Origin of the sequence: Rhizobium sp. AG207R (genome assembly GCF_027109195.1) — a bacterium.
Classification (GTDB): Bacteria; Pseudomonadota; Alphaproteobacteria; order Rhizobiales; family Rhizobiaceae; genus Rhizobium; species Rhizobium dioscoreae.
In genome coordinates, this window is the sequence record NZ_JAEPVT010000015.1 from 97,321 (window position 1) to 121,130 (window position 23,810).

General features: G+C 60.8%; 25 protein-coding genes and 1 pseudogene. 8 read left to right on the forward strand and 18 right to left on the reverse strand.

Going from position 1 to position 23,810, the window contains the following annotated elements; translation table 11 throughout:
• Positions 1-41: 41 nt before the first annotated feature.
• Complete coding sequence (locus tag JJQ51_RS29285) at positions 42-272, reverse strand: hypothetical protein (RefSeq protein ID WP_269245604.1); 231 nt, start codon at positions 270-272, stop codon at positions 42-44.
• 111 nt (positions 273-383) lie between these two features.
• On the opposite strand from JJQ51_RS29285, the gene JJQ51_RS29290 reads away from it, so the two are divergent.
• Both JJQ51_RS29290 and JJQ51_RS29295 read left to right on the forward strand, forming a co-directional pair.
• Positions 384-1,328, forward strand: a complete 945-nt coding sequence (locus JJQ51_RS29290) for an HpcH/HpaI aldolase/citrate lyase family protein (RefSeq protein WP_269245605.1) — start codon at positions 384-386, stop codon at positions 1,326-1,328.
• A gap of 26 nt (positions 1,329-1,354) precedes the next feature.
• Positions 1,355-1,561: a DUF1737 domain-containing protein gene (locus tag JJQ51_RS29295; RefSeq protein ID WP_069611395.1), complete on the forward strand. Its 207-nt coding sequence runs from the start codon at positions 1,355-1,357 to the stop codon at positions 1,559-1,561.
• 52 nt (positions 1,562-1,613) lie between these two features.
• Here the strand turns inward: JJQ51_RS29295 and JJQ51_RS29300 are convergent, their stop codons facing one another.
• A complete protein-coding gene (locus tag JJQ51_RS29300; RefSeq protein WP_069611396.1) occupies positions 1,614-2,051 on the reverse strand; it encodes a metallopeptidase family protein in 438 nt (145 codons plus the stop codon).
• Positions 2,052-2,213: 162 nt separating this feature from the next.
• Between JJQ51_RS29300 and JJQ51_RS29305 the strand changes: the two genes are divergently transcribed.
• Genes JJQ51_RS29305 through JJQ51_RS29315 form a run of 3 tightly spaced genes read left to right on the forward strand, consistent with a single transcriptional unit; the run spans position 2,214 to position 8,123 of the window.
• A complete protein-coding gene (locus tag JJQ51_RS29305; RefSeq protein ID WP_269245606.1) occupies positions 2,214-3,188 on the forward strand; it encodes an ImuA family protein in 975 nt (324 codons plus the stop codon).
• On the forward strand, positions 3,166-4,662 hold the full coding sequence (locus JJQ51_RS29310; RefSeq protein ID WP_269245626.1) for a Y-family DNA polymerase: 1,497 nt from the start codon (positions 3,166-3,168) through the stop codon (positions 4,660-4,662). The genes JJQ51_RS29305 and JJQ51_RS29310 overlap by 23 nt, the downstream gene beginning before the upstream one ends.
• Complete coding sequence (locus JJQ51_RS29315) at positions 4,659-8,123, forward strand: error-prone DNA polymerase (RefSeq protein WP_269245607.1); 3,465 nt, start codon at positions 4,659-4,661, stop codon at positions 8,121-8,123. The genes JJQ51_RS29310 and JJQ51_RS29315 overlap by 4 nt, the downstream gene beginning before the upstream one ends.
• Before the next feature lie 38 nt (positions 8,124-8,161).
• On the opposite strand, the gene JJQ51_RS29320 is transcribed toward JJQ51_RS29315, so the two are convergent.
• Positions 8,162-8,416, reverse strand: a complete 255-nt coding sequence (locus tag JJQ51_RS29320) for a hypothetical protein (protein WP_246661215.1) — start codon at positions 8,414-8,416, stop codon at positions 8,162-8,164.
• Here JJQ51_RS29320 and JJQ51_RS29325 point away from each other — a divergent pair.
• Entirely contained in the window at positions 8,303-8,575 is a 273-nt protein-coding gene (locus JJQ51_RS29325; RefSeq protein WP_244575290.1) for a (2Fe-2S)-binding protein, read from the forward strand. The genes JJQ51_RS29320 and JJQ51_RS29325 overlap by 114 nt on opposite strands.
• Positions 8,541-9,026 (forward strand): bacterioferritin, encoded by a 486-nt coding sequence (bfr, locus tag JJQ51_RS29330; protein ID WP_069611399.1) that lies wholly within the window; start codon positions 8,541-8,543, stop codon positions 9,024-9,026. The genes JJQ51_RS29325 and bfr overlap by 35 nt, the downstream gene beginning before the upstream one ends.
• Positions 9,027-9,169: 143 nt before the next feature.
• Here the strand turns inward: bfr and JJQ51_RS29335 are convergent, their stop codons facing one another.
• The 7 genes and pseudogenes from JJQ51_RS29335 to JJQ51_RS29365 all read right to left on the reverse strand — a co-directional run bounded on the left by JJQ51_RS29335 (position 9,170) and on the right by JJQ51_RS29365 (position 15,673).
• Entirely contained in the window at positions 9,170-9,709 is a 540-nt protein-coding gene (locus JJQ51_RS29335) for an RNA pyrophosphohydrolase (RefSeq protein ID WP_113352827.1), read from the reverse strand.
• Between the two features lie 39 nt (positions 9,710-9,748).
• On the reverse strand, positions 9,749-10,942 hold the full coding sequence (locus tag JJQ51_RS29340) for a divergent polysaccharide deacetylase family protein (RefSeq protein ID WP_269245608.1): 1,194 nt from the start codon (positions 10,940-10,942) through the stop codon (positions 9,749-9,751).
• 228 nt (positions 10,943-11,170) lie between these two features.
• Positions 11,171-12,499 (reverse strand): S41 family peptidase, encoded by a 1,329-nt coding sequence (locus JJQ51_RS29345; RefSeq protein WP_113333468.1) that lies wholly within the window; start codon positions 12,497-12,499, stop codon positions 11,171-11,173.
• Entirely contained in the window at positions 12,489-13,925 is a 1,437-nt protein-coding gene (locus JJQ51_RS29350) for a murein hydrolase activator EnvC family protein (RefSeq protein WP_269245609.1), read from the reverse strand. Before JJQ51_RS29350 ends, JJQ51_RS29345 begins: the two co-directional genes overlap by 11 nt.
• Positions 13,926-14,112: 187 nt before the next feature.
• Positions 14,113-14,595, reverse strand: a complete 483-nt coding sequence (gene rlmH, locus JJQ51_RS29355) for a 23S rRNA (pseudouridine(1915)-N(3))-methyltransferase RlmH (protein ID WP_113366484.1) — start codon at positions 14,593-14,595, stop codon at positions 14,113-14,115.
• 172 nt (positions 14,596-14,767) lie between these two features.
• A pseudogene (gene rsfS, locus JJQ51_RS29360) lies at positions 14,768-15,210 on the reverse strand (ribosome silencing factor).
• A gap of 163 nt (positions 15,211-15,373) precedes the next feature.
• A complete protein-coding gene (locus tag JJQ51_RS29365; RefSeq protein WP_269245610.1) occupies positions 15,374-15,673 on the reverse strand; it encodes a DUF1330 domain-containing protein in 300 nt (99 codons plus the stop codon).
• Between the two features lie 170 nt (positions 15,674-15,843).
• Between JJQ51_RS29365 and JJQ51_RS29370 the strand changes: the two genes are divergently transcribed.
• Complete coding sequence (locus JJQ51_RS29370; protein ID WP_113333472.1) at positions 15,844-16,227, forward strand: winged helix-turn-helix domain-containing protein; 384 nt, start codon at positions 15,844-15,846, stop codon at positions 16,225-16,227.
• Here JJQ51_RS29370 and modC read toward each other — a convergent pair whose 3' ends face one another.
• The 8 genes from modC to obgE all read right to left on the reverse strand — a co-directional run bounded on the left by modC (position 16,228) and on the right by obgE (position 23,596).
• Positions 16,228-17,301: a molybdenum ABC transporter ATP-binding protein gene (modC, locus tag JJQ51_RS29375; protein ID WP_269245611.1), complete on the reverse strand. Its 1,074-nt coding sequence runs from the start codon at positions 17,299-17,301 to the stop codon at positions 16,228-16,230. It lies immediately after the preceding gene.
• Positions 17,298-17,999, reverse strand: a complete 702-nt coding sequence (modB, locus tag JJQ51_RS29380) for a molybdate ABC transporter permease subunit (protein WP_113395784.1) — start codon at positions 17,997-17,999, stop codon at positions 17,298-17,300. The genes modC and modB overlap by 4 nt, the downstream gene beginning before the upstream one ends.
• An 89-nt stretch (positions 18,000-18,088) precedes the next feature.
• Positions 18,089-18,886: a molybdate ABC transporter substrate-binding protein gene (gene modA, locus JJQ51_RS29385; protein WP_269245612.1), complete on the reverse strand. Its 798-nt coding sequence runs from the start codon at positions 18,884-18,886 to the stop codon at positions 18,089-18,091.
• A gap of 330 nt (positions 18,887-19,216) precedes the next feature.
• Complete coding sequence (locus JJQ51_RS29390) at positions 19,217-19,390, reverse strand: hypothetical protein (RefSeq protein WP_162750795.1); 174 nt, start codon at positions 19,388-19,390, stop codon at positions 19,217-19,219.
• Between the two features lie 53 nt (positions 19,391-19,443).
• Positions 19,444-20,025, reverse strand: a complete 582-nt coding sequence (locus JJQ51_RS29395) for a nicotinate-nucleotide adenylyltransferase (protein ID WP_269245628.1) — start codon at positions 20,023-20,025, stop codon at positions 19,444-19,446.
• 37 nt (positions 20,026-20,062) lie between these two features.
• The gene (locus JJQ51_RS29400; protein ID WP_269245613.1) at positions 20,063-21,346 is read right to left on the reverse strand and encodes a glutamate-5-semialdehyde dehydrogenase; all 1,284 of its coding nucleotides are present in this window, start codon (positions 21,344-21,346) and stop codon (positions 20,063-20,065) included.
• Positions 21,339-22,508: a glutamate 5-kinase gene (proB, locus tag JJQ51_RS29405; RefSeq protein WP_113420554.1), complete on the reverse strand. Its 1,170-nt coding sequence runs from the start codon at positions 22,506-22,508 to the stop codon at positions 21,339-21,341. The genes JJQ51_RS29400 and proB overlap by 8 nt, the downstream gene beginning before the upstream one ends.
• Positions 22,505-23,596, reverse strand: coding sequence for a GTPase ObgE (obgE, locus tag JJQ51_RS29410; RefSeq protein WP_269245614.1), 1,092 nt, complete (start codon positions 23,594-23,596; stop codon positions 22,505-22,507). Before obgE ends, proB begins: the two co-directional genes overlap by 4 nt.
• Positions 23,597-23,810: the final 214 nt, after the last annotated feature.

Sequence of the window (23,810 nt, forward strand, 5' to 3'; positions counted from 1 at the left end):
TCAAGGGATTCGGCAATAGGCCGCCCTGCCCTGTTTCAATCTCAGAGATCGATGATGGTGCCGCGACCGTCGTTCCAGATGCGCATTTCGCGCTCGCCGTTCGTCTTCGCGCGCACCGGTGCCGGCTTCATGCGCAGCGAAATCGCGCGGGCCGCCATTAGCACGGTCAGTATAGCACCGACAGCAAGCGTAACCGAAACGGTAAGCAGCGCCATGGCTGCAAACACGGTGATACCGGCAAGCGCGATGAACAGGGAACGGATATTCTGCATGGTCGAGACCTCTCTACACCAAGCAATGTGGTCTTCATCTCTGCCATCTGCAAGAGGAGCATGGCTTTTTGTTGACTTGCTTGTCGATTAAAAGCGCGGCAAAACGGCACAATGAGCCAGTCCGAGAGCCAAACCTCCCCTTCCCGCCCTGCCCGCCTGCGCCGCTCCATCTTGAGCGTTCCCGCCATCAACCGCCGTGCCCTGGACAAGCTTTCGAGCCTGGATTGCGATGCCGTCATCTTCGATCTCGAGGATTCCGTTTCGCCGGAGAAAAAGGCCGAGGCGCGGGAAAATCTGCGGGCCTTCTTTGCCGCCTCCCCGCTTCCCGGCAAGGAGCGGATCATCCGCATCAATGCGCTTTCCTCGAACTTCGGTGCCGAGGATATGGCGCTGGTCGTGGAGCTGGAGCCGGATGCGGTGCTGCTGCCGAAGGTGGATGAGCCGCAGGATGTGACTGGTGTCAGTGACCGGCTTGCGGAAGCCGATGCGCCGGAAGACTTGCGCATCTGGGCGATGATCGAGACGCCGCGCGGCATCCTGAATGCAGCCGCGATCGCCGAGGCTGGCCGCACGGCCGGCAGCCGGCTCGATTGTTTCGTCGTCGGCCTAAACGATCTCAGGAAGGAAACGGGCGTCCTGCCGCAGCCCGGCCGTTCCTATCTCGTGCCCTGGCTGATGCAGGTGATATTGGCCGTCAGCGCTTACGGCCTCGAGGCCATCGACAGCGTCTTCAACGATTTCAAGGATACTGAAGAATTCGCGGCAGAATGCGGCCAGGGGGTTGCCATGGGCTTTGCCGGCAAGATGCTGATCCATCCGAGCCAGATCGAAGCCGCCAACTGGCATTTTGGCCCTGACAAGGCCGCTGTTGCCGAGGCGGAATCCATCATCGCCGCCTTCGCCGCACCGGATGCCGCCACTCTCAATGTCGTGAACCTCGGCGGGCGGATGGTGGAGCGGCTGCATCTTGTCCAGGCAGAGAGACTCGTCCATAAAGCTCGCCTGATCGAGCAGCGCTCTTCGGGCGCCGCCGGAACGCCCCGTAGCGATGTGTGATTGCTAAATACAAGAAAGATGCCTTGATGAAACTCTACCGCTTTCTCACCGGCCCCGATGACGCATCCTTTTGCCACAAGGTAAGCGCGGCGCTGAACAAGGGCTGGGAGTTATACGGCTCGCCGACCTATGGCTTCAATTCAGCAAGCGGGCGGATGGAATGCGGTCAGGCTGTCGTCAAGGACGTGGCCGGCAAGGATTACGATCCGGATATGAAGCTTTCCGAGCAGTAAGCACCGGCTGAAATTCTCATTCTTCCCGATCGTCTTGCGGCCGGGACCGATATCAGCGATCCGTCGCTTCCTCGGCGCTCGCCTCGATGCGCTCCATGTCCTCGTCGCTCAGGCCGAAATGGTGGCCGATCTCATGGATCAGGACATGGGTGATGATGTCGCCGAGGGTTTCTTCGTTCTCAGCCCAGTAATCGATGATCGGCCGGCGATAGAGGCGGATCTTGTTGGGCATGTCCCCCGTCTGGGCGGTGAAGCGCTCCGATATGCCGCGGCCTTCGAAGAGGCCGAGCAGGTCGAAGGGCGTTTCCAGCGCCATGTCCTCGAATACCTCGTCATCCGGGAAATCTTCGATGAGGATGACGAGATCACCGGTGAGCGAACGGAATTCGTCTGGCAGGTGGCTGTAAGCCTCCATTGCCAGGGATTCGAATGTACTGATGGAGGGCGAGTGGCGATCCCGCCAATCTTCGCTCTGGTCGACGCGAGCCATGAATATTCCTTCCTTGGCTGGTCATATAGAGACTTTACGCCGCTTTTACGAGTGTAGATTGCGGCAGAGGAATATTTTCTCATGAAATGGTGTTGACTCTTTCTGCAAGCTCTGGAATCCATAAGAACATAACAGGAACATTATCGATCTGGAGTGAACGTCATGGCCGAGGCTGCCGTGGCGCGGGAAACGCTTTTCGCCCTGCGTGAAACCATTGCCCGACTGGAAGGCAGGCCGATCCCGGCACTGGCCGCTGCGGCGCATGAAACGCTGACAGACAAGCCGGCGAGGCAGATGGCGGCTATTGCGAAATCCCTGCCTATTCAGCCTATGCGTGAACAATCGCTCCTTCCGATCGGTGTCGACGAGCTTGATGCGGCGCTGCAAGGCGGTTTGCCGCTCGATGCGCTGACGGAAATCCGCTCGCTCGGCCTCCGCGATGCCGGTGTGGCCAGTGGTTTTGCCCTGGCGCTTGCCGCGCGGCTGCATGCGCAAGCTTCGGATACGGTCCCGGCCAAGTCTCCGGTTCTGTGGATCGGCGATACGGTCGCGACGATGGAGGCTGGCCTGCCCTATGCCATCGGCATCAGCGATTTTGGGCTGGAGCCTCAGGCTTTTCTGCAGGCGTCGCCCCGCAAGCTGGACGATGCGCTCTGGGTGGCGGAGGCGGCGCTTGGCAGTGCTGCCTTTGCCGCCATCATACTGGAAGTACGCGGCAATCCCGCCCGTTTCGGCCTGACCGAAAGCCGGCGGTTGGCGCTGAGGGCCAAGGCGGCGGGGCGGCCCTTATTTCTGTTGCGACAGGGAGGCGAGGAGGAAGCAAGCAGCGCCCTCTTCCGCTTTTCCGTCGAACCCGCGCCTGCGCAGGCGCGGCCCCTGCCGGATGGATCGGTGCTTGGCGGCAGCATCGGTCACCCGGCCTTTCGTCTGACCTTGGAAAAGAGCCGAAACCCAGCGCCTCTTTCCATAACCTTGGAGTGGAATGCCCATGACCGCCGCTTTGCCCCTGTCTCCGATGTTCAGCACCCTGTCTTTCCCGGCGAACACGCAGCGCATTCTGGCGCTGACCTTTCCGCATCTGCCGACCGACCGGATCGCACGCAAGCGCTGGGGTCTGTCCTGGCGTTCGACAGGTAGGCTTGAAGCGCCGCCGCTCGCCTGTGCCGGCAAGCTCAACAATGCCATGCGGCTGACCGCGCTCAACGAACGGGCTGAAATGATCGGCTTGAAACAGGGGCAGGGCGTGGCCGAGGCAAAGGCGATCTGTCCCGATCTCGATGTCGTCGAGGAGGATCCGGCGGCGGATCGCAAGCTTCTGGAAGCGATCGCCGACTGGTGTGACCGTTATACGCCGCTGGTGGCGATCGACGGCAAGGACGGGCTGTTTCTCGACATTACCGGCTGCGCCCATCTCTTCGGCGGTGAAGAGGCGCTGCTCGAGGATGTCTTGATCCGGATTTCCCGGCTGGGCTTCGATGTGCGCGGCGCCATTTCCTCCGCACCCGGCCTCTCCTGGGCCGTTGCCCGCTTTGACGAGAGCCGTATCGTCCCGCCGGAGGCCATGGAAGAGGCATTGGCGTCGCTGCCGGTCGCATGTCTTCGGCTTGGCGAGGAGACTATTGCAGCCTTGCAGAAGATGGGCCTGAAGCAGGTGGGCGATCTTCTGGCCGCACCACGAGCGCCGCTTGCCCGCCGGTTCGGCGCGCAGCTGCTGCTGCGGCTCGATCAGGCCGTCGGTCTGGTCGAAGAGCCGATCTCGCCGCGCCGCCCGGTCGCGCAATTGTCGGCCGAGCGCCGGCTGGCCGAGCCGGTGCAGGCCGAAGAGGATATTCTTCAGCTTGCCCGCCAGCTTGCCGAAAGCCTGAAGCCGGGGCTGGAAGCCCGCGGCATCGGCGGTCGCTCCTTCGAGCTCCTGCTCTTCCGTGTGGATGGCGCGGTCTTCCGTATCGCGGCCGGCGCATCGCAGCCGTTGCGTGAGCCGAGCCGGATCGCCAGCCTATTCACTGAGCGCTTCGGCGCCATTCATGACGATCTCGATGTCGGCTATGGTTTCGAAATCATCCGCCTGAATGTGCTTCAGCATGCGCCCTTCGATGCCATGCAAGGCGATTTTGTCGGAGGAGATCGTCAGGAAGGCTCGCTTGCCGCCTTTGTGGATCGCGTGGCCGCCCGGCTGGGGCCGGACTGCCTGCAAGGGTTCGAGCTGCGGCAGAGCCATATCCCCGAACGAGCTGTGCGGCCGCTGCCGGCGATGACCATCCTTAGCTCGAAGCCGCGCACAGGTCAGGAGGATGCTGGCCATGGCTTCTTCCGCGGCGAGCGGCCGCTGCGGCTGTTTCGCATGCCGGAACTGGTCGAAACCATTGCTGCCGAAGTGCCCGATGGCCCGCCCCGGCAATTTCGCTGGCGGCGGGTCATGCATCGGGTCAGCCGGGCCGAAGGGCCGGAGCGGCTTTCGGCGGAATGGTGGCTCGAGGAAAGGCAAGAACCTGACCGCGATTACTTCCAGGTCGAAGATGAGGAAGGCCATCGTTTCTGGTTGTTCCGAAAGGGGCTCTATGGCCGAGGCGCCACGACGCCTGACTGGTACATGCATGGAGTCTTCGCATGAACGCGCGTCCGAGTTTCCACGAACCCGTGCCCTTCTTTGAGATCGGGGTGAGAACGAATTTCTCCTTTCTCGAAGGTGCCTCGCATCCAGAGGAAATCGCGGCGCAGGCCGCCATCCTGAAACTGTCGGGATTTGGAATTGCCGACCGCAATTCGGTTGCCGGCGTCGTTAAGGCGCATGCGCATACCAAGATTCTCTGGGAAAAATACAAGGAGGGCATTGAGAAGAATCTAACGCTTCGAGCGAAGGGCGAGCCAGAAAAGCCGCTTCTGAAGCCGGTCCCTTTCCAGCCGGGCGCGCGCCTGGTGTTTTCGGACGGCACGCCTGACATTCTTGCCTATCCGGAAAACCGTAAGGGCTGGGCGCATCTCTGCCGGCTGTTGAGTGCTGGCAATCTCAGAGCCGAGAAGGGTTCCTGCCAGCTCGAAGAGGCCGATCTGACGGAATGGGGCGACGAGATGATGCTGGCGCTTATTCCCGATGCTGAAAGTGTCGAGACGCAAGAAGGGCAGGAAAAGCTGGAGCAATGCCTGAAGCGGTTATGGATGCGATTCGGCCGGAAGTTCCACATGGTCCTGTCGCCGGCCTATGACGGGCGGGACCGCATGGTCTTCGCCACGCTTTCCATCCTGGCGCAGCGCAATGGCGTGCGGTTGATCGCCAGCAATCAGCCGCTCTATCATTCGACTGAGCGCAAGCCGCTTGCCGATATCGTCGTTTCGATCCGCGAGCATGTGCCGATCGCCGAAGCCGGCTTCAGGCTGGCGGCGAATGCCGAGCGCTACATGAAGGATGCTGCCGAGATGGCGCGCCTCTTCAGGGATTATCCGAAGGCCATCGCCAATACGCAGAAGTTTTTTAGCCGGCTTTCTTTTTCGCTGGACGAGCTGAAACATAATTATCCCGACGAAAGCGTTCCTGGAGAGACCGTTGCGGAAACGCTGAGGAGACTGACCTGGGAGGGGGCCAAATGGCGCTTTCCTGAAGGGATCCCGCCAAAGGTCTCGATGCAAATCGAGCACGAGCTCAAGCTCATCCAGGAGCGGAAATATGAGCCATATTTCCTGACGGTGCACCGCATCATGGAGTTTGCCCGCAGTGCGAATATCCTATGCCAGGGACGCGGATCGGCAGCCAATTCGACCGTCTGTTATTGCCTCAGGATTACTGAGGTCAATCCTGAAATAACAAGCTTGCTTTTCGAGCGTTTCATCTCGACGGAACGCGAGGAGCCACCTGACATCGATGTCGATTTCGAGCACGAGAAGCGTGAAGAGGTTATCCAGTTCATCTACAGGCATTACAAAAAGGAGCATGCCGGGCTGACGGCGGCGGTCACCAGTTATCGCGCACGTTCGGCCGGCCGCGAAGTGGCGAAAGCCTTCGGCCTGTCGGAAGATGTGCAATCGGCTCTTGCGAGCGGCGTCTGGGGCTGGTCGACGGAAGAACTTTCCGAGCGCGAGGCGAAGATTGCCGGCCTCGATCTCAAGGACAAGACGACACGGAACGTCCTTTCCTATGCCTCGACGCTGATGGGATTTCCGCGGCACCTGACCCAGCATGTCGGCGGCTTCGTCATCACGCGGGATCGGCTGGATGAGGTCGTGCCGATCATGCATACGGCGATGGACGATCGCTATATGATCGAGTGGAATAAGGATGATCTCGACAATCTCAATATATTGAAGATCGACGTGCTGGCGCTCGGTATGCTGACCTGCCTTGCCAAGGCCTTCGACCTACTGCTGTTGCATTACGACGTGAAGAAGGCGCTCGCCGACCTTGGGAGCAAGGAATATCCTGATGGCGTGCCGGTCTATGATATGATCTGTCGCGCCGATACGATCGGCGTCTTTCAGATCGAAAGCCGGGCGCAGATGAGCATGCTGCCGCGTCTTCGGCCCCGTAAATTCTATGATCTGGTCATTGAGGTAGCGATCGTCCGTCCCGGCCCCATTCAAGGAGACATGGTTCATCCTTACCTCAAGCGGCGGGATGACGATCTTCACAAGCGGCCGATCGAATATCATCGTCCGGAGTTGAAGGCTGTTCTGGAGCGAACTTTGGGGGTTCCGCTGTTTCAGGAACAGGCGATGCAGATCGCCATCACTGCAGCCGGATTTTCGCCTGCCAAAGCCGATCGGCTGCGCCGATCCATGGCGACGTTCAAGCGAACGGGGAGGGTCGATGAATTCAAGACGGATCTGGTTTCGGGCATGGTCGCGAAAGGCTATCCTCAGGACTTTGCCGAACGCTGTTTCAGCCAGATCGAAGGTTTCGGCGAGTATGGTTTTCCCGAAAGCCATGCGGCCTCCTTCGCTCTGCTCGTCTACGCCTCCTCCTGGCTCAAGGCCTATTATCCGGATGTCTTCTGTGCGGCCATCCTCAATGCCCAGCCGATGGGCTTCTATGCCCCGGCGCAGCTGGTGCGTGACGCACGCGAGCATGGCGTCGAGGTGCGGCCGGTGGATATCAATCGTTCCAGCTGGGATTGCCTGCTCGAGCGGGGACGCTTCGATAAGGATGCGGTCGAGCCGCGCCACGCGTCGATGCGCGGGATTATCAAGACGCAATGTGCCGTCCGTCTCGGCTTCCGGCAGGTCAAGGGTTTGTCCGAAGACGAGATGAAGCAGCTCGTCGAGCGTCGTGGCGATGGTTATCGGTCCGTGCGTGACCTCTGGCTTCGCTCCGGTCTTGCCAAGGCGCAGATCGAACGCCTGGCGGATGCGGATGCGTTCGGCTCCATCGGCTTGAGCCGACGGGAAGCGCTATGGGCCGTGCGGGCGCTCGATGCCAGCAGCGCTGCCGAAAAGCTTCCCCTCTTCGATCTCGGCGATCATGCGGAGCTGCAGGTCGAGCCGGTGGTTGCGCTGCCGGAAATGCTGCCCGGCGAGCAGGTCATCGAAGATTATCGCTATCTGTCGCTATCGCTGAAAGCACATCCGGTTTCCTTCCTACGCGCCGATTTCGCGCGGCAAGGCATCGTGCAAAGCCGGGATCTGCCAAAGGTGGCGAATGGGCGGATGGTGACGATCGCCGGCCTGGTGCTGGTGCGCCAGCGGCCGGGTTCGGCCAAGGGGGTGATCTTCATGACCTTGGAGGATGAAACCGGCGTCGCCAATGCGATCGTCTGGCCGAAGAAGTTTGAGAAATACCGCGCCATCGTCATGGGGGCGCGGCTGGTGAAGATCCGTGGCCGGCTGCAGAGCGAGAGCGGCGTCATCCACGTGGTGGTCGATCATATCGAGGATATGACGCCGGCACTTGGTATTTTGCAGCGCGAGGCGCGGCGTTTTGGCGTCAGCGATCGAGCGGATGAGGCGCTGCGGCCGACCATGGATGTCAGACAGAAGGAGAAGTCCCCTCTGCCGCGTGGAGCCGCTGCCGGGGCAGCGGCGGAAGGCCGCAGCAATGGTGCCGAAACGGCCAGGGTCATGCCGCGAGGCCGCAATTTTCATTGAAATTCCGGCCTCCGCATCCCCGGCGGAGGCCAATGACCTCATCGGCGGACCAGATTCGAATCGTTTCTTTCTTGACAAAGAGCGTCTTCTTTAGCAGATAACAAGACAGCAGGTGTCATGTTTGACGGGCTGAGCGAAGAATGCTGGTTTGCAGTTGTAATTACATCACCGACAAGGAAATCCGGGACGTTATCAACGAACTCCTTGATCAGGACTGTTGGCAGCTCATCGTTCCCGCGAAGGTTTATCACGCCATGGAAAAGCGCGGCCGTTGCTGCGGCTGCTTCCCGAATGTCGTTGATATCATTATACAGACAACCCAAGATTATCATGCCCGCCGCCACTCGACGGAAGCGGAAATATTTGATTTCATGTCCCGCCTGAAAAAATTCCATGAAGACAACAGGAGAGCGGACATTGAAAGGCGACAAAAAAGTCATCGAGCGGCTTAACGAGGCGCTGTTCCTCGAGCTTGGCGCAGTCAACCAATATTGGGTTCACTACAGACTTCTCGAAGACTGGGGCTACACCAAGCTTGCCAAGAAGGAGCGCGCAGAATCCATCGAGGAAATGCAGCACGCCGATCGCCTCGTTGCCCGCATCATCTTCCTTGAAGGCCATCCCAACCTGCAGACGTTGGCGCCGCTGCGCATCGGCCAGAACGTCAAGGAAGTGCTGGAAGCCGATCTCGCCGGCGAATACGATGCCCGCACCGCCTACAAGAAATCCCGCGATATCTGTCACGATGCCGGCGATTATGTCTCCATGAAGCTGTTCGAAGAGCTCTTGGCGGACGAGGAAGGCCATATCGACTTCCTCGAAACCCAGCTCGAACTGCTCGGAAAAATCGGCGAAGCCAAATATGGCCAGCTCAACGCTGACTCCGCCGATTCCGCAGAATAATCGATGCCAGAGCGGTTCAGCTTTTCACGGAAACTCTGAACCGCTCCATCTTTTTGTTTTCCGGCAATTCCGAACGGAAAATCGCTACGCACTTTTCCTGGAATTGCTTCAGAATCCGGCCGCTTTGCGGCCGGTTTTTTCGTTCAGTCTTCGGCCTTCAGGCCGGCCAGATGGCTGAACTCCGAAACCACCTGCTCGTAGACCGATCGCTTGAAGGCAACGATCAGACCGGGAAGCTCGGCCATCGGCTTCCACTCCCAAGCATCGAATTCCGGTTCATGACCGCCCGGCGGCGGATTAATGGCGATCTCGCTCTCGTCACCGTCGAAGCGGAAGGCGAACCAGCGCTGCGTCTGGCCGCGGTATTTTCCCCTGAGGCCGATGCCGATCAGCTGCGGCGGCAGATCGTAATTGATCCAATCCTTCGCTTCCGCGAGCAAGGTCACGGCTTTCATGCCCGTTTCCTCATAAAGCTCGCGATAGGCGGCCTTCAGCGGATCTTCGCCCTCATCTATGCCGCCCTGCGGCATCTGCCAAAGCTGCGGTGAGCCGTCATACTCGGAATTGCCGTCCGGAATGCGGCGGCCGGCCCAGACCAAGCCCTCTCGATTCAGGATCATGATGCCGACACAAGGGCGGTAGGGCAGGTCTTCGGCTCTTACGGGCGCGTGGGGCGTGCTCATTTCTCTCTCCAGGGATCAGCCCAGCGAACCGGGCCAGGGTCAGGGATGTTTCGGGTCGTCGGCAAGCGCCGAGACGGCGACGATTTCAATGCCGCGCATGGCGGCCTCCTCACTCCATTTGCTGATGGCATCGACGCTTTCGTCGAACGCCGAGGCCACGCCGATCGCGGAACCGTTGCGGCGGGCGATGCGCTCGAGCTCATCGAGTTTCCTGAGGATCGCGTCCTGCTGCAGTTCTCCGTCGAGCTGGATATCGGCGAAAGCATGCGGCACTTCCAGTGTCTTGGCGAGCATTCCGGATTTGGATTGCGCCGAAGAGCCATCATCCAGGAATAGCAGGCCGCGCTTTCCAATATCGCGCAGCACAGGTTCCATGGCACTGGGATTGGCGAGGAAGCGGCCGCCAAGATAGTTCATGACACCGGTATAATTGGTGATCTTGCCCATCGCCTTGTGCAGGTTATCGATGTTCCTTGCAGCCGAAAACGAGGTCAGTAGCGTATCCGGGCCGGGATTGTTGCTGGGATAGTCGAAGGGCTCGAACGGCACCTGGATGAGGATCTCATGGCCGCCGCGCCGCGCCTCCTGCATCCAGCGCTGCAGGCTGTTGCCGCTGACGGCAAAAGCAAGCGTGATTTCTTCCGGCAGCTTCTCGATGGCGCGCTGGGTGCCTGTCTGGCTCAATCCGAGGCCGCTGACGACGATAGCGATGCGGGTACCGCGCGCGCCGGACCAGGGCCGCGCATATTGATCCATAGGTCGCAGGCCGCTCGCCGATGTGATCGGCAGCTTGCCGAAGGGAGAGTCTTCCAGCAGGCTGTCATTCGGCGTTGCCGCCATGCGCGGGTCCTGGCCCACCTGATTGGCGTTGATCAGGACCGGGCCGCTGCCATCACGGTTGTTCGGGCTGAACATGGTGACGACCGACCCATCGCCGGTAACGATGCGTGTGGTATTGGCGCCGGATTGCGGATCGACCTGGGCTAGTCCGGTCTGTCCGGTTTGCTCGGCCGTAGTCGGCTTGGCTTCGGCTGGAGGAGCCGGATCTTCCTTCTTTGCCGTCTCGACCGGCCGGGTCTTTTGCAGCTGATCGCGCAAAAGCGCCGAATAGAGAGAAAAGCCGGCGATCGCGATCAGGCAGAAGCCGCCGAGAATGCGTCCAAAGGGGATGGAGCGCCGCTGGCGGCCGGGGCCGCGGTTCTGTCCCAACGGTGCATGCAAATCCGTTCCCAAGTTCCAATCCACCCCAAGCGGAAAACTCTATCGGCCTCGAGCATATCGCTCACGAAGAAGCGGAAAAATGCCCGCGGCACTCAAAGCGCTAAAACATGAACAAAATTGTTTCTGAGAGACGTCGGATTCATACGGAATTGAGGCCGGCGGAGACGACCGGAACGCTACACTTCGTCCCGCTCCCTCATCGTGAAAGCGCCGGGTCTGTTTCCAGCCCGGCGCCAGTCCTTACTTTGAGGAAACCGCCTTTTCGGGGTTCGGCGGAAAGGCCGGATCGGTCTTCGCGCCACGCAGCAGGTCGAGTGCGTAGTTGAGCTGGATATCGTCCTTCGGGTCCGGCGGCACGTAGGCCGAAGAGCCGGAGCCCTTGTCGGTCTCGCTCTGGCCCTTGATGTGGCCCGGCAGGCTGGATTCGCCTTCCGTCGTCAGCTTGCCCTTCAGATCGTCGGGAAGTGGCTGGTCGACCTTGACATCGGGGGTAATGCCCGTGCCCTGGATCGAACGGCCCGACGGCGTGTAGTAGAGCGCTGTCGTCAGGCGCAGGGCGCCGTTGCCGTCACCGAGCGGAATGATCGTCTGCACGGAGCCCTTGCCGAAGGACTGGGTACCGAGCACGGTGGCGCGGCGCAGATCCTGCAGCGCGCCGGCGACGATTTCCGAAGCCGAGGCCGAACCGCCGTTGATGAGCACGATGATCGGCTTGCCGTCGGTCAGATCGCCCGGGGTGGCGTTAAAGCGGCGGGTCTCGTCCGGATTGCGGCCGCGGGTCGAAACGATCTCGCCGCGCTCAAGCACGTCGTCGGCAACGTTGATCGCCTGGTCGAGCAGGCCGCCCGGGTTGAGGCGCAGGTCGAGGACGTAGCCCTTCAGCTTGTCGGCCGGGATATCCTTCTTGATCTTGGCGATCGCGGCTTCGAGATCCGGGGTGGTCTTTTCGGTGAAGGAGATGATGCGGATATAACCGACATCGCCACCTTCCTCGCGCGACTTGACGGCGGCAACGGCGATGACATCACGGATGACGGTGAGCTCGATCGGCTTGTCGACGCCTTTGCGCATCAGGGTAAGCTTGATCGGCGTCTTGACCGGGCCGCGCATCTTCTCGACGGCATCTTCCAGCTTCAGGCCGCGGACGGACTGGCCGTCGATGGCGGTGATATAGTCGCCGGCAAGGACACCGGCCTTGGCAGCCGGGGTATCGTCGATCGGGGTGATGACCTTGACGAGATCGTTGTCCATCGTCACTTCGATGCCGAGACCGCCGAACTCACCCTTGGTCTGGGTGCGCATATCTTCCGCATCCTTGGCGTTCATGTAGCTCGAATGCGGGTCCAGTGAAGACAGCATGCCGTTGATGGCGGCTTCGACGAGCTTGTCTTCCTGGGGAGGGGTCACATACTGCGCGCGCACGCGCTCAAAGACATCGCCGAAAATCGACAATTCCTTATAGGTGGAAGTGCCAGCGGCTTCCGCCGGCGCTACCGCCGAGTAGATAACGCCCATCGCGGTCGCACCCATCAATGCGCCGACGAGAACAAGAGAAGCCCTACGTATCATTGCGTGCCTTTCCAGTGTCTTTGGAGGTCCACCAGGGCCGAGAATCGACTGGTTTTCCATCTTTTCGGAATTCAATGTAAAGCGTTGGCCGATCCGTTTCCAGCGCCAATGCAGTCGCGCTCGCGACTCTTTTTTGGCCCATGGTGGCAAGCGGTTCGCCAGCGAAGACGAATCTGCCAGGGCGCGTCTTAATCGCGTCCATGCCCGACAGCACCATGTGATAGCCGTCGCCCGTGTCCAGGATGATCATCTGTCCGTAGCTGCGAAACGCGCCGGCGTAGACGACCGTGCCGTCGGCGGGAGCCGTGACCAGTGCTTCCGGGCCGGTCGCGACGGTCATTCCCATCGCGGTGTGGCCGGTGCCATCGTCGTCGCCGAACTGGCGGAGAATATCGCCCGCCACGGGCAGCTCCAACTTTTTCTTCAGGTCTGAAAATGCATATGCGGGCGTAATGCGGTTTTTATCGGGCACACCGCTCTCGGCGAGGGCTTTCGCCTGCTCGCGCTGCTGTTCGGTCATTTGCGCGCGGCGCGCCTCTTCCGCGCGGGCAGCTGCGGCAGCGTCCCGCACCGAGCCGATCTGGCTTTCCAGCGAGGCGACGAGCCCTTCTAGGCTGGTTGCCTGACCTGCCAGCTCCTCCGCGCGCTTGCGCTCCGCCTCAAGCTGGGTGGCGTTTTCCTTGCTGTGCTTATCATTCTCCGCAATCAGCAGATCCATACGCCGCTCCTCCTCCAGACTGTTGGTCATGGTGGTGGTGAAGCTGGCCTTTTCGGCGGCGGTATCGGCCTGCAACTTGCTGAGATCGGTCAGATCGGCGATGAGCTTGTCCGTCTCCTTGCGCATTCCGGGCACGACGGCGCCGAGAAGAATGGCGCTGCGCACCGATGCGAGCGCATCGTCCGGCGTTACCAGCAAAGCCGGCGGCGGATTGCGTCCCATGCGCTCCAGCGCGCCGAGAACCTCGGCCAGCAGCGCGCGGCGCTCGTGCAGTGAGGCGCGGATCTTGTCTTGCCTGACGGCGAGGTTCGTCAGCGTCTTCTCGCTCTGCTGGATCTTGCGATCCAGGTCCTTGCGACGGGCTGCACTGTCGATCAGCGCCTGACGTAGGCTTTCGGTGCTCTTGTCGAGAGAGGCGATGCTGTCTTCCAGTTCCTTCGTCTTACCGGACGAGAGGCTGATCGTCTTGGAAAGCGCATCGAGCTGCGCGCGCGTCTCATCGCGCTTACGCGCAAGGTCTGCTGCCGGGTCAGGGATTTCCTGTGCAGATGCCGATGCCGTCGCGGAAGGGCGATCGTCAGGCGCTTGCGGCGCGATGGCATCCGCTTCCTGCGCGATGGCGACGTCCTTCCGGGAGAAAGGGCCTGCCATATAGGCGCCCACGCCGAGTATTGCCGCCAAAGCTGGCAGCACGATACGCGAAAGCATGGGCGGGGCTTTTCTCATCCAGTCGGTTCGGCCTGGTCCCTTCGGATCGCGCGAAAATAAGCTGATTTGCCGCGATCATCCAGGAAGCATCGTCATTTTCAGGGCGGGAATCAAAACACGCCTGTGTGAGCGTTTCGTTAACGCAAAAACGGCGAAAGCCAAACTGTTTTCAAAACGGATGGAGCAATCACACCCGATGGTAGGGATGTCCGGAGAGGATGGTCACGGCGCGGTAGAGCTGTTCGGCAATCAGGATGCGCACGAGCTGGTGCGGCCAGGTCAGCTTTCCCAGGCAAATGGTCATGTCGGCCTTGTCGTAGAGGGCGGGATCGAGGCCGTCGGCACCGCCGATGGCGATCGTCAGGTCGCGCTTGCCCTGATCGCGGTATGTTCCTAGCATGCCGGCGAAGGCTTCACTGTCGAGCGCCTTGCCGCGCTCATCGAGAAGAATGAGGACACCGCCTTCGGGATGCGCCTTTTGCAAGAGGTTCGCTTCTTCACGCTTGCGGGTCTCGCTATTGGATGCGCGGCTTTCGGCAACCTCGGTCATGCGCGCCATTTCCAGGCCGATGGCTGGTCCGGCCTTGGCGAAACGGTCGAGATAGCGAGCCGCAAGATCCTTTTCCGGGCCGGCTTTCAGCCGTCCCACCGCAAAAAGACCTATCCGCATTCCCGCTCCCACGCATATCCGCCGTCATGGCGGCACAAAACGAAACTCTTGCCGGAGGTTCATCTCCGGCGATCTAAACCTGCACAGGAGGGGCCGGGAAGGCGCCCTTGGATCCTTCCGCATCCCGGGCGGAAAACCGCTACCCAGTTTTCCCGGAAATGCGGTCGCTCCGCTAGTGCAGCGTGCCTTCATCGAGATCGGGTGCTGCCCACATCTTTTCGATGTTGTAGAACTCGCGGATCTCGGGTCGGAAGACATGAACGATGATGTCGCCGGTGTCGATCAACACCCAGTCGCCGCCATCGAGACCCTCGACGCGGGCATTGCCGAAGCCCTCGTCCTTGAGATCGGTCATGAGATGGTCGGCAATCGCCAGGACATGGCGGTTCGATCGGCCGGAGACGACGACCATGTAGTCTCCAAGCGCGGACTTGCCAGCAATGTCGATGGTGACGATATTTTCGGCCTTGGAATCCTCGAGGCTTGCGAGGACGGCTTGCAGGGCGCGGGCAGCGGCATCGGCGCCACGTTCCGAGCTCTTCGGGATAACGACAGGCGTTCTTCCCTTGGCGTGTACTGTTGTCAGTGCTCTTCCTTCCTTGAGTAACAGAACATGCACGTGAGTGATCTGAGTCGATCACGTCATAAAGATAGGCACCAAAGCATTAAGGTTTCAAGACGCAGACCTGTAACTTCGGCCATTCGGGACAAGGATTTGTGTCTGAACGGGGCTCTTTTGCACCAGATATGGGTGAACATCCGCGGCAGATGCCAAAAATCAGCTTTCCGGGGTCACTCCGTCGACAAGAATGAGGTTGCGGCTGAGCGCTTGGTCGCGAACTTCAAGGGCATGGGCATATTCCGACGAGCGATACCAGGCTCTGGCTCGCTCGATGTCGGGAAACTCGACGATCACGATTGCCTGCGGCGACCAGTCGCCTTCCAGCTTTTCGATCGAGCCGCCACGGACAAGATAATGCCCGCCATAGTGGGCAATAGCGGCGGCTGCGCGGGTCCGGTAGATCTGGAAGGTCTCGGCATCGCTTACCGTGACATCGGAGATGATATAAGCCGGCATTGTTTTTCCCATCCGTGCGACGATGAAGAACTCGCGGCGCTCCTGTTTGGAAGTGCGCCGTTGTATTGGAAATCAGATAGGCCGCTACCGTCTTCCGTCCATTCTCCCCGGCATGTACAGGCGCGCGAAAGCCGCCTATAAACCATTGAGACCAAACCGTTACAGGTGCCATGACCGACGCTCCGCAGTCATCGTTGAAGCCCATTCTCCGCATCAGCTTTTCGGGGCAGGATCGGCTTGGGCGCGGCAAGATGGAGCTTCTCGAGCATATTCAGGAGACCGGCTCGATCTCGGCCGCCGGCCGCGCCATGGACATGTCCTATCGCCGGGCCTGGCTGCTTATCAGCGAACTCAATCATATGTTCCGCGAACCGGTCGTCGAATCGCAACGCGGCGGCCAGAAGGGTGGCGGCGCCGCCCTGACGCCGTTTGGCGAGGAGTTGCTGCGGCGGTTCCGCGGCATGGAAACAACGCTGCGCGCGGCAATAGCCGATGACCTGGACTGGCTCGAAGCCAATCGCAGCTTGGCGGACGCTTCTTCGAAAAAATCCTGACTAATGTTCGAGCGCCACGGTCTTGATGACCGCATGGACCGGCAGCCCGATGCGCAGCCCCAGCCGTTCGGCTGAGAATTGCGTGATGCGGGCAGTGACGATGTCGCCGCCGCAATCGACCCTGATCTCAGCCGTCCCGTCAGCGGCCGTGCCGATTCCCAGCACTTCGCCGCCGAGGATATTGAGGGCGCTGAGACCCTCCGGCCGCGTCGTCGCCAGCATGACGTCACGGGCGGGAATATGGACACGCACCGTCTTGCCGACCGCGGCTACCTGTCCCGGCACGATCAATCTTGCCGCCTTCAGGGCGACGACGGTGAGATGATTGTTATCGTCGATCGCTTCGACGCGGCCTTCCAGCAGCACACCAGCTTCGCGTCGGTCTTCCGCCAGCGGGCCGGAGAGCTGGCTGAAGATGTCGACGGCGGCGCCGATCGCCTCGACCTTGCCGTCGCGCATGACGACGACACGGTTGGCGAGGCGCGCCACTTCGGAGATCGAATGGCTGACATAAATGATCGGTATATTGGTCTCGTCGCGAAGCCGCTCGAGATAGGGAAGGATTTCCGCCTTGCGGGCCTCGTCGAGTGCTGCCAGCGGTTCGTCCATCAGCAGGAGCCGCGGAGAGGAGAGCAGGGCGCGCCCGATCGCGACGCGCTGCTTTTCGCCGCCCGAGAGCTTTGCCGGGCGCCGGTCGAGCAGTGCGCCGATGCCGAGGAGATCGACGACACCATCGAAGCTTTCGCTGCGCTCGCTTTTGGATGCGAACCAGCGGCCGTAATTGAGGTTCTGCCGCACGGATAGATGCGGAAACAGGCGTGCTTCCTGGAAGACATAGCCGAAGCGGCGGCGGTGACGCGGCACGAAGATTTGTCTGTCGGTGTCCGCGAGCACCGTATCGTCCAGGCTGACGCTGCCGTAATCAGGGCGTGTCAGGCCGGCAATGATACGGACGATCGACGTCTTGCCGGAGCCGGAGCGGCCGAAAAGCGCCGTCACGCCGCCATCGGACGTGAATGCGGCTTCCAGGGAAAAGGCGCCAAGGCGGTGGCGGATATTGACTGAAAGCGTCATTCGAAATCTACCCTGCGGCCTGCGAGATAGGCGAGGAATTCCGAGGCGAGCAGCGCCGCCATGGAAATGACGATGGCGACGATGGTCAGGCGCATGGCGCCGGCATCGCCGCCTGGAACCTGCGTGAAGGTGTAGATCGCCGAAGATAGCGTCTGGGTCTCGCCGGGAATGTTGGAGACGAAGGTGATGGTGGCGCCGAATTCGCCCATGGCCTTGGCGAAGGAGAGGATCATGCCGGCGATGATCCCGGGCAGGATCAAGGGCAACGTGATCGTCAGAAAGGTCCAGATGGGGCTGGCGCCCAGCGTGCCGGCGGCTTCCTCCAGCTTGCGGTCGACGGCTTCGATCGACAGGCGGATGCTTCTGACCATCAGCGGAAAGCCCATGACGCCGCAGGCAAGTGCGGCACCCGTCCAGCGGAAGGAGAAGACGAGGCCGAGATATTGATCAAGTAAAGATCCGATCGGCCCCTTTCGGCCGAAGAGGATCAGGAGGATGAAGCCGGTGACGACGGGCGGCAGGATCAGCGGCAGATGGATGACGCCATTGAGGACGGATTTACCCCAGAACCGGCCGCGTGCGAGCAGGAGGGCAGCGACAATGCCGAAGGGTAGGCTGACCAGCATGGCGACAATGGAAACGCGCAGGCTCAGCTCTATTGCAGTCCATTCGTCGCTGCTCAGACCCAACGCTTCCAAATACCCGCCCCTTAAAACATCTCAGGCTCGCCACGAGTCAGCGAGCCTGAGGGCCTGAACTTTTCATACCCGACTTGCGGTGATGACGCTCACTGCTTCAGGATCGTGAAGCCTTCATGCTCGAAGAACGGAACAGCCTTAGCCGATTTCAGAAAGTCGAAATAGGCTTGTACGTCCGGGTTCTTGCTGCTGCTGGTGATGGCGATCGGGTAGACGATCGGCGGGTGGCTGTCTGCCGGAAAGGTGCCGACGACCGCAACGCCAGGATCGGCCGAGACATCGGTCTGATAGACGATGCCGTAAGGCGCTTCGCCGCGCGAAACGAGCGCGAGGGCTGCGCGAACGCTTTCAGCGCCAGCGACCTTCTTTTCGACTGAAGCCCAGACGCCGAGCTTTTCGAGCGCCGTCTTGCCGTATTTGCCTGCTGGTACCGATTCCGGCTGGCCGATCGCCAGCCTGCCGTCGCCAAGCAGGTTAGCAAGATCGAAGCCCTGCTTGATCTCGACCGGCTTCGCCTTGTTCTTGGCGGCGACGAGAACGAGCTTGTTACCCAGCAGGTTGACGCGTCTATCGTCCTTGATCAGCTTCTTGCCGGCAACATAATCCATCCAGTTCGTGTCGGCGGAGATGAAAACATCGGCCGGCGCGCCGTTTTCAAGCTGCTTTGCAAGCGGTCCGCTCGCCGCGTAGGAGACAGTGACCTCCTTGCCGGTTTCCTTGGTGAAGGCGGCATCGGCGTTGTCGAGCGCGTTCTTCATGCTGGTGGCGGCAAAGACGACGATCTTGTCGGCGGCGAGGGCCGGTGCCGGAATGACCGAAAGGCCGAGCCATGCGGCTGATACCGCGGCGGTTGCGAGCTTGATCCATTGGCGTCGGCTGGTGGTCATCCTAATTCTCTCCAAAGATGTCGACATATTTTGAGAGATATAACGACACGCGAGACTTGACTAGGGATGTATTTGCAAAAATATATCGCGAAATGATCGCGTAAACCTACGAATTTTATGGATTTTCCGCGACGCAGCGCATATGAGCGGTTTTGGGCATTACAAAAATGCATGACTGAATTTGCTCAGTGGATTGGCGAACGCTCACGAAGTACGACGTAACGTTACGAACCGTGGGATCTTGCGCCATTCTTTCGCCGAATTAAGCCCGATACTGAAAATCAAACGGCGAGAAATTCGCAAAAGAAGCGTTTTTTGGGCAGAAAATTTTCATAGCCATGCGTCATATGCATTGCTGCATTGCGCAATCGCCCATTTATCAATCGGTAAAATCTGGTAAAACATAATCATCGAAACGGCGATCTCCTCCTCCCAATGCCGTTCGATATGGATCAGCAACTCTCCTCCTCCCAGTTGCTGATCAGGTTCAAAAGCCCGACGCACCTCCTCCCGCGTCGGGCTTTTTATTTTTCAGGCTTCCCGAAAAATTGGCGGAATTATTGAGCGGCGCGCAAGGCGGTCGAGCTCAGTGCCGAACGCGGTCCATGGATAAAGGTCCAGGCCGGCGCACGCTTCTTCCAGAGCACGCGGGCGTCATCTTCATCCACGCGGGCATAATGGAAGGTTTTTGCCATCTTGGCCGAGAGATAGGAGAGCGTCGATCCCGGCCGGTCGATGACGGCGATCGGGAAGGTTTGCGCGATTTCCTGCCATTTCTGCCAGCGATGGAACGTATTCAGACTGTCGGCGCCCATGATCCAGATGAAATGAACCTGGCGGTTGCGTGCCTTCACGTAGGCCAGCGTATTGGCGGTATAGCTCATGCCCAGCGTCTGCTCGAACGCTGTCACCTTGATACGCGGATTGTGGAGGATCTGCTCGCTCAGCGCGATGCGCTCGGCAAGCGGCGCCAGATGATTGCGGCTCTTTAGCGGATTGCCCGGTGTTACCATCCACCAGAGCTGATCGAGGCCAAGCCGGCGAATGGCGATCTCGGCGACCAGCGCATGACCGCGATGTGGCGGGTTGAACGAGCCGCCAAAAAGACCGACCACCATGCCGCGCTCGGTATGGGGCATGCGCAGATAGCGTTGATCAACCTCTTCTTTCAGCACGTCAGGGCCGTATCTGTCCGGTGCCGCGAACGCGATATTTGAAGGAGGTGAGCTGCTCGACGCCGACAGGCCCGCGCGCATGCATCTTGCCGGTGGCGATGCCGATTTCCGCGCCCATGCCGAATTCGCCGCCATCGGCAAATTGCGTTGAGGCATTGTGCAGCAGGATCGCCGAATCGATCTCGGTGAAGAAGCGCTCGACAACATCAGGGTCTTCGGCAATCACGGCTTCGGTATGGTTCGATGAATATTTGCCGATATGGCCGATTGCCCCGGAAATCCCGTCGACCAGCGCGACCGAGATGATGGCGGCGAGATATTCCGTCGTCCAATCCTCTTCCGTTGCCGTTTTGAGGCCGGGAACGAGCTGCAGGACATCGGCGGAGCCACGGATTTCGCAGCCCGCCGCGGCAAGTCCGTCAAGCAGCGGCTTCAGATGGGTGGAAGCGACCTTCTTGTCGACCAGCAGCGTTTCGGCGGCGCCGCAGATGCCGGTGCGGCGCATCTTGGCGTTGACGACGATGGATTTCGCCATCTCCAGATCGGCCGAGGCATCGATATAGATGTGGCAGAGGCCTTCGAGATGGGCAAAGACCGGCACGCGCGCCTCGGTCTGCACGCGGGCGACGAGGCTCTTGCCGCCGCGCGGCACGATAACATCGATATTGCCTTCGAGGCCGCGCAGCATGGCGCCGACGGCGGCGCGATCGCTGACGGGCACGAGCTGGATGGCATGTTCCGGCAGGCCGGCGGCCTTCAATCCTTCGACCAGGCACCCATGGATCGCCTGCGAGGAGCGGCGCGAATCGCTGCCGCAGCGCAGGATCACGGCATTGCCGGCCTTCAGGCACAGTGCGCCGGCGTCGGCAGTGACATTCGGCCGGCTTTCGAAGATGACGCCGATGACGCCAAGCGGCGTGCGGACGCGCTCGATCTTCAGGCCGTTCGGACGATCCCAGGCGGCGATGACTTCGCCGACGGGATCGGGCAGAGCGGCGATGGCGCGAATGCCTTCGGCCATTTCGGCGACACGCTTGTCGTTCAGCGTAAGGCGATCGACGAAGGAGGCGAGCATATCGGTGCCTTCGACGTCTTTCAGGTCCTTGGCGTTTTCAGCGAGGATATGATCCTTGCGAGCCAGGATGGTGTCCGCCATGGCATTCAGCGCCTTGTTCTTGCTTTCAGTCGACGCGAAGGCCAACGGTCGCGACGCAGCCCGCGCCTTGCGGCCGATATCGTTCATCAGCGCGTCGATGTCGGGGCTTTGTGCGACAGTATCAAGCATGAGCTTCATCCTTCTTCGATTTCTCGGCCTTCGCCTTGACGGAAGCGGTCATGACGAGGTCGTCGCGATGCACCATGGCGGCGCGGCCGGCATAGCCGAGGATCGCCTCGATCTCCGCCGATTTGCGGCCGGTGATCTGGCGGGCCTCTTCGGCATCATAGCCGACAAGGCCGCGGGCGATCTCACGGCCGGAGGGGCCGACGACGGCAACAGTGTCGCCGCGGCCGAAATGGCCGACGACGCGGCGCACGCCGGCCGGCAGCAGGCTCTTGCCGGCGCCAAGCGCGGTGACGGCGCCATCATCGACATGCAATTCGCCGGCCGGCTGCAGCTGCCCGGCAATCCAGGTCTTGCGGGCGGTGACGGGCGTTCCCGACGGCGCGAACCAGGAGGAGCGGGCGCCGCTCTCGATCGCATTCAGCGGCCGGTCGGTCTTGCCGGAAGCAATAATCATGGCGCAGCCGGCTCCGGTCGCTATCTTGCCGGCATCGATCTTCGTGCGCATGCCGCCGCGCGACAGCTCCGAGGCGGCACCGCCGGCCATGGCTTCGATCTCGGGCGTGATCTCCGCGATCGTATCGAGGAATTTCGCCTGCGGATCGAGATGCGGCGGGGCGGTATAGAGCCCGTCGATGTCAGATAGCAGCACGAGAAGGTCGGCGCCGGTCATGGTGGCGACGCGGGCGGCGAGGCGATCATTGTCACCATAGCGGATTTCGCTGGTGGCGACCGTATCGTTCTCGTTGATGATCGGCACCGCGCCGATTTTCAGGAGCTGGTTGATGGTAGCGCGCGCATTGAGATAGCGCCGCCGCTCTTCCGTGTCGCCGAGGGTCAGTAGGATCTGGCCGGCGACGATATTGTCATGCGACAGGCTTTCCGACCAGGCACGAGCCAGCGAAATCTGGCCAACAGCCGCTGCCGCCTGGCTTTCCTCCAGCTTCAGTGCACCGGAGGGCAGGTCGAGCACGGAGCGGCCGAGCGCGATCGCGCCCGAGGAGACGACCAGAACATCGATGCCCTTGGCCTTCAATGCGGCGATATCCGCGCACATGCCGTCGAGCCAGGATTTCTTCAAGCCGGTCTTGCGATCGACGAGAAGGGCCGAGCCGATCTTGATGACGATGCGGCGGTAGCGATCGAGCGGCTTGCGGGCAGTCATCCCTGATTGTCCTCGTCGTCAGCGCCGACATCATCGGCGGACTGCATGTCGCGATGCCGCAGCTTCGGCGTTTTCGCCGGCTTGTCCGCTTCGCCGGCATTGGCTTCGACGATGACGTCGCGTAATGCGCGCAGCACTTCCGTCATGCCGCGCCCGGTGGCGGCGGAAATCTGGAAGGGCGTCTTGCCGCAGGCCCGCGCCAGTTCGCGCGTCTTCTTCTTCAGCGTTTCATCGTCCAGCACGTCGATCTGCGAAAGGGCAACGATCTCCGGCTTGTCCGTGATGTCGTTGCCATAGGCTTCCAGCTCGTGCTTCACGGTCTTGTAGGCCTTGCCGACCTTTTCTTCCTGGGCGGAGACCAGATGCAGCAGCACGCGCGTGCGCTCGACATGGCCGAGGAAGCGGTCGCCGATGCCGACGCCCTCATGGGCGCCTTCGATCAGGCCGGGAATATCGGCCAAAATGAACTCCTGGCCGTCGATGGTGGCAACGCCGAGATTAGGATGCAGCGTCGTGAAGGGATAATTGGCGATCTTCGGCCGTGCACGGCTGACGGCTGCGAGAAACGTCGATTTTCCGGCATTCGGCAGGCCGACGAGGCCGGCATCGGCGATGAGTTTCAGCCGCAGCCAGATGGTCTTTTCTTCGCCCGGAAGACCGGGATTGGCCCAGTCCGGCGCCTGATTGACCGAGGATTTGAAATAGGCATTACCGAAGCCACCGTTGCCACCTGCGGCCAGCCGGAAGCGCTGGCCTTCTTCCGTCAAATCGCAGATCAGCGTTTTCTGGTCTTCTTCGAAGATCTGCGTTCCCACGGGCACTTTCAGCGTCACGTCGTCGCCCTTGGCGCCGGCGCGGTTCTTGCCCATGCCATGCATGCCGACCTTCGCCTTGAAGTGCTGCTGGTAGCGGAAATCGATCAGTGTATTCAGGCCATTGACGGCCTCGACCCAGACATCGCCGCCGCGGCCGCCATCGCCGCCATCCGGGCCGCCGAACTCGATGAATTTCTCGCGGCGGAAGGAGACGCTGCCCGCGCCGCCGTCGCCTGAGCGAATATAGACTTTTGCTTCATCGAGAAATTTCATCTTACGTCCGTCACCCGGTGTCGGCGCATATCCCCTCGGATCGAATGGGATTCACAAAAGCCTATGCGCTCTTTTCAATGTCTGCCGCTCCTTCTGCATCTAAAAGAAACATCGAGCGGCCGTTTGCCCGTCATGTCGCCTTCGATATAGGCGCTTCGGGCTGAGGTCAAAGAATATCGTGCGGCTCCAGCGCCATAAAGGGGCGGAACTGCAT

What these genes read in the sequence shown, in the direction of transcription:
- JJQ51_RS29300 (WP_069611396.1), bottom strand. Translation starts at nt 2,051, where the DNA reads ATGGCTCGCGTCGACCAGAGCGAAGATTGGCGGGATCGCCACTCGCCC.
- JJQ51_RS29290 (WP_269245605.1), top strand. Translation starts at nt 384, where the DNA reads ATGAGCCAGTCCGAGAGCCAAACCTCCCCTTCCCGCCCTGCCCGCCTG.
- proB (WP_113420554.1), bottom strand. Translation starts at nt 22,508, where the DNA reads ATGACTGCCCGCAAGCCGCTCGATCGCTACCGCCGCATCGTCATCAAG.
- JJQ51_RS29305 (WP_269245606.1), top strand. Translation starts at nt 2,214, where the DNA reads ATGGCCGAGGCTGCCGTGGCGCGGGAAACGCTTTTCGCCCTGCGTGAA.
- JJQ51_RS29370 (WP_113333472.1), top strand. Translation starts at nt 15,844, where the DNA reads ATGACCGACGCTCCGCAGTCATCGTTGAAGCCCATTCTCCGCATCAGC.
- JJQ51_RS29365 (WP_269245610.1), bottom strand. Translation starts at nt 15,673, where the DNA reads ATGCCGGCTTATATCATCTCCGATGTCACGGTAAGCGATGCCGAGACC.
- rlmH (WP_113366484.1), bottom strand. Translation starts at nt 14,595, where the DNA reads ATGCGGATAGGTCTTTTTGCGGTGGGACGGCTGAAAGCCGGCCCGGAA.
- JJQ51_RS29395 (WP_269245628.1), bottom strand. Translation starts at nt 20,025, where the DNA reads ATGCCCCATACCGAGCGCGGCATGGTGGTCGGTCTTTTTGGCGGCTCG.
- obgE (WP_269245614.1), bottom strand. Translation starts at nt 23,596, where the DNA reads ATGAAATTTCTCGATGAAGCAAAAGTCTATATTCGCTCAGGCGACGGC.
- modA (WP_269245612.1), bottom strand. Translation starts at nt 18,886, where the DNA reads ATGACCACCAGCCGACGCCAATGGATCAAGCTCGCAACCGCCGCGGTA.
- modC (WP_269245611.1), bottom strand. Translation starts at nt 17,301, where the DNA reads ATGACGCTTTCAGTCAATATCCGCCACCGCCTTGGCGCCTTTTCCCTG.
- JJQ51_RS29350 (WP_269245609.1), bottom strand. Translation starts at nt 13,925, where the DNA reads ATGCTTTCGCGTATCGTGCTGCCAGCTTTGGCGGCAATACTCGGCGTG.
- JJQ51_RS29345 (WP_113333468.1), bottom strand. Translation starts at nt 12,499, where the DNA reads ATGATACGTAGGGCTTCTCTTGTTCTCGTCGGCGCATTGATGGGTGCG.
- JJQ51_RS29285 (WP_269245604.1), bottom strand. Translation starts at nt 272, where the DNA reads ATGCAGAATATCCGTTCCCTGTTCATCGCGCTTGCCGGTATCACCGTG.
- JJQ51_RS29400 (WP_269245613.1), bottom strand. Translation starts at nt 21,346, where the DNA reads ATGCTTGATACTGTCGCACAAAGCCCCGACATCGACGCGCTGATGAAC.
- JJQ51_RS29335 (WP_113352827.1), bottom strand. Translation starts at nt 9,709, where the DNA reads ATGAGCACGCCCCACGCGCCCGTAAGAGCCGAAGACCTGCCCTACCGC.
- JJQ51_RS29295 (WP_069611395.1), top strand. Translation starts at nt 1,355, where the DNA reads ATGAAACTCTACCGCTTTCTCACCGGCCCCGATGACGCATCCTTTTGC.
- JJQ51_RS29315 (WP_269245607.1), top strand. Translation starts at nt 4,659, where the DNA reads ATGAACGCGCGTCCGAGTTTCCACGAACCCGTGCCCTTCTTTGAGATC.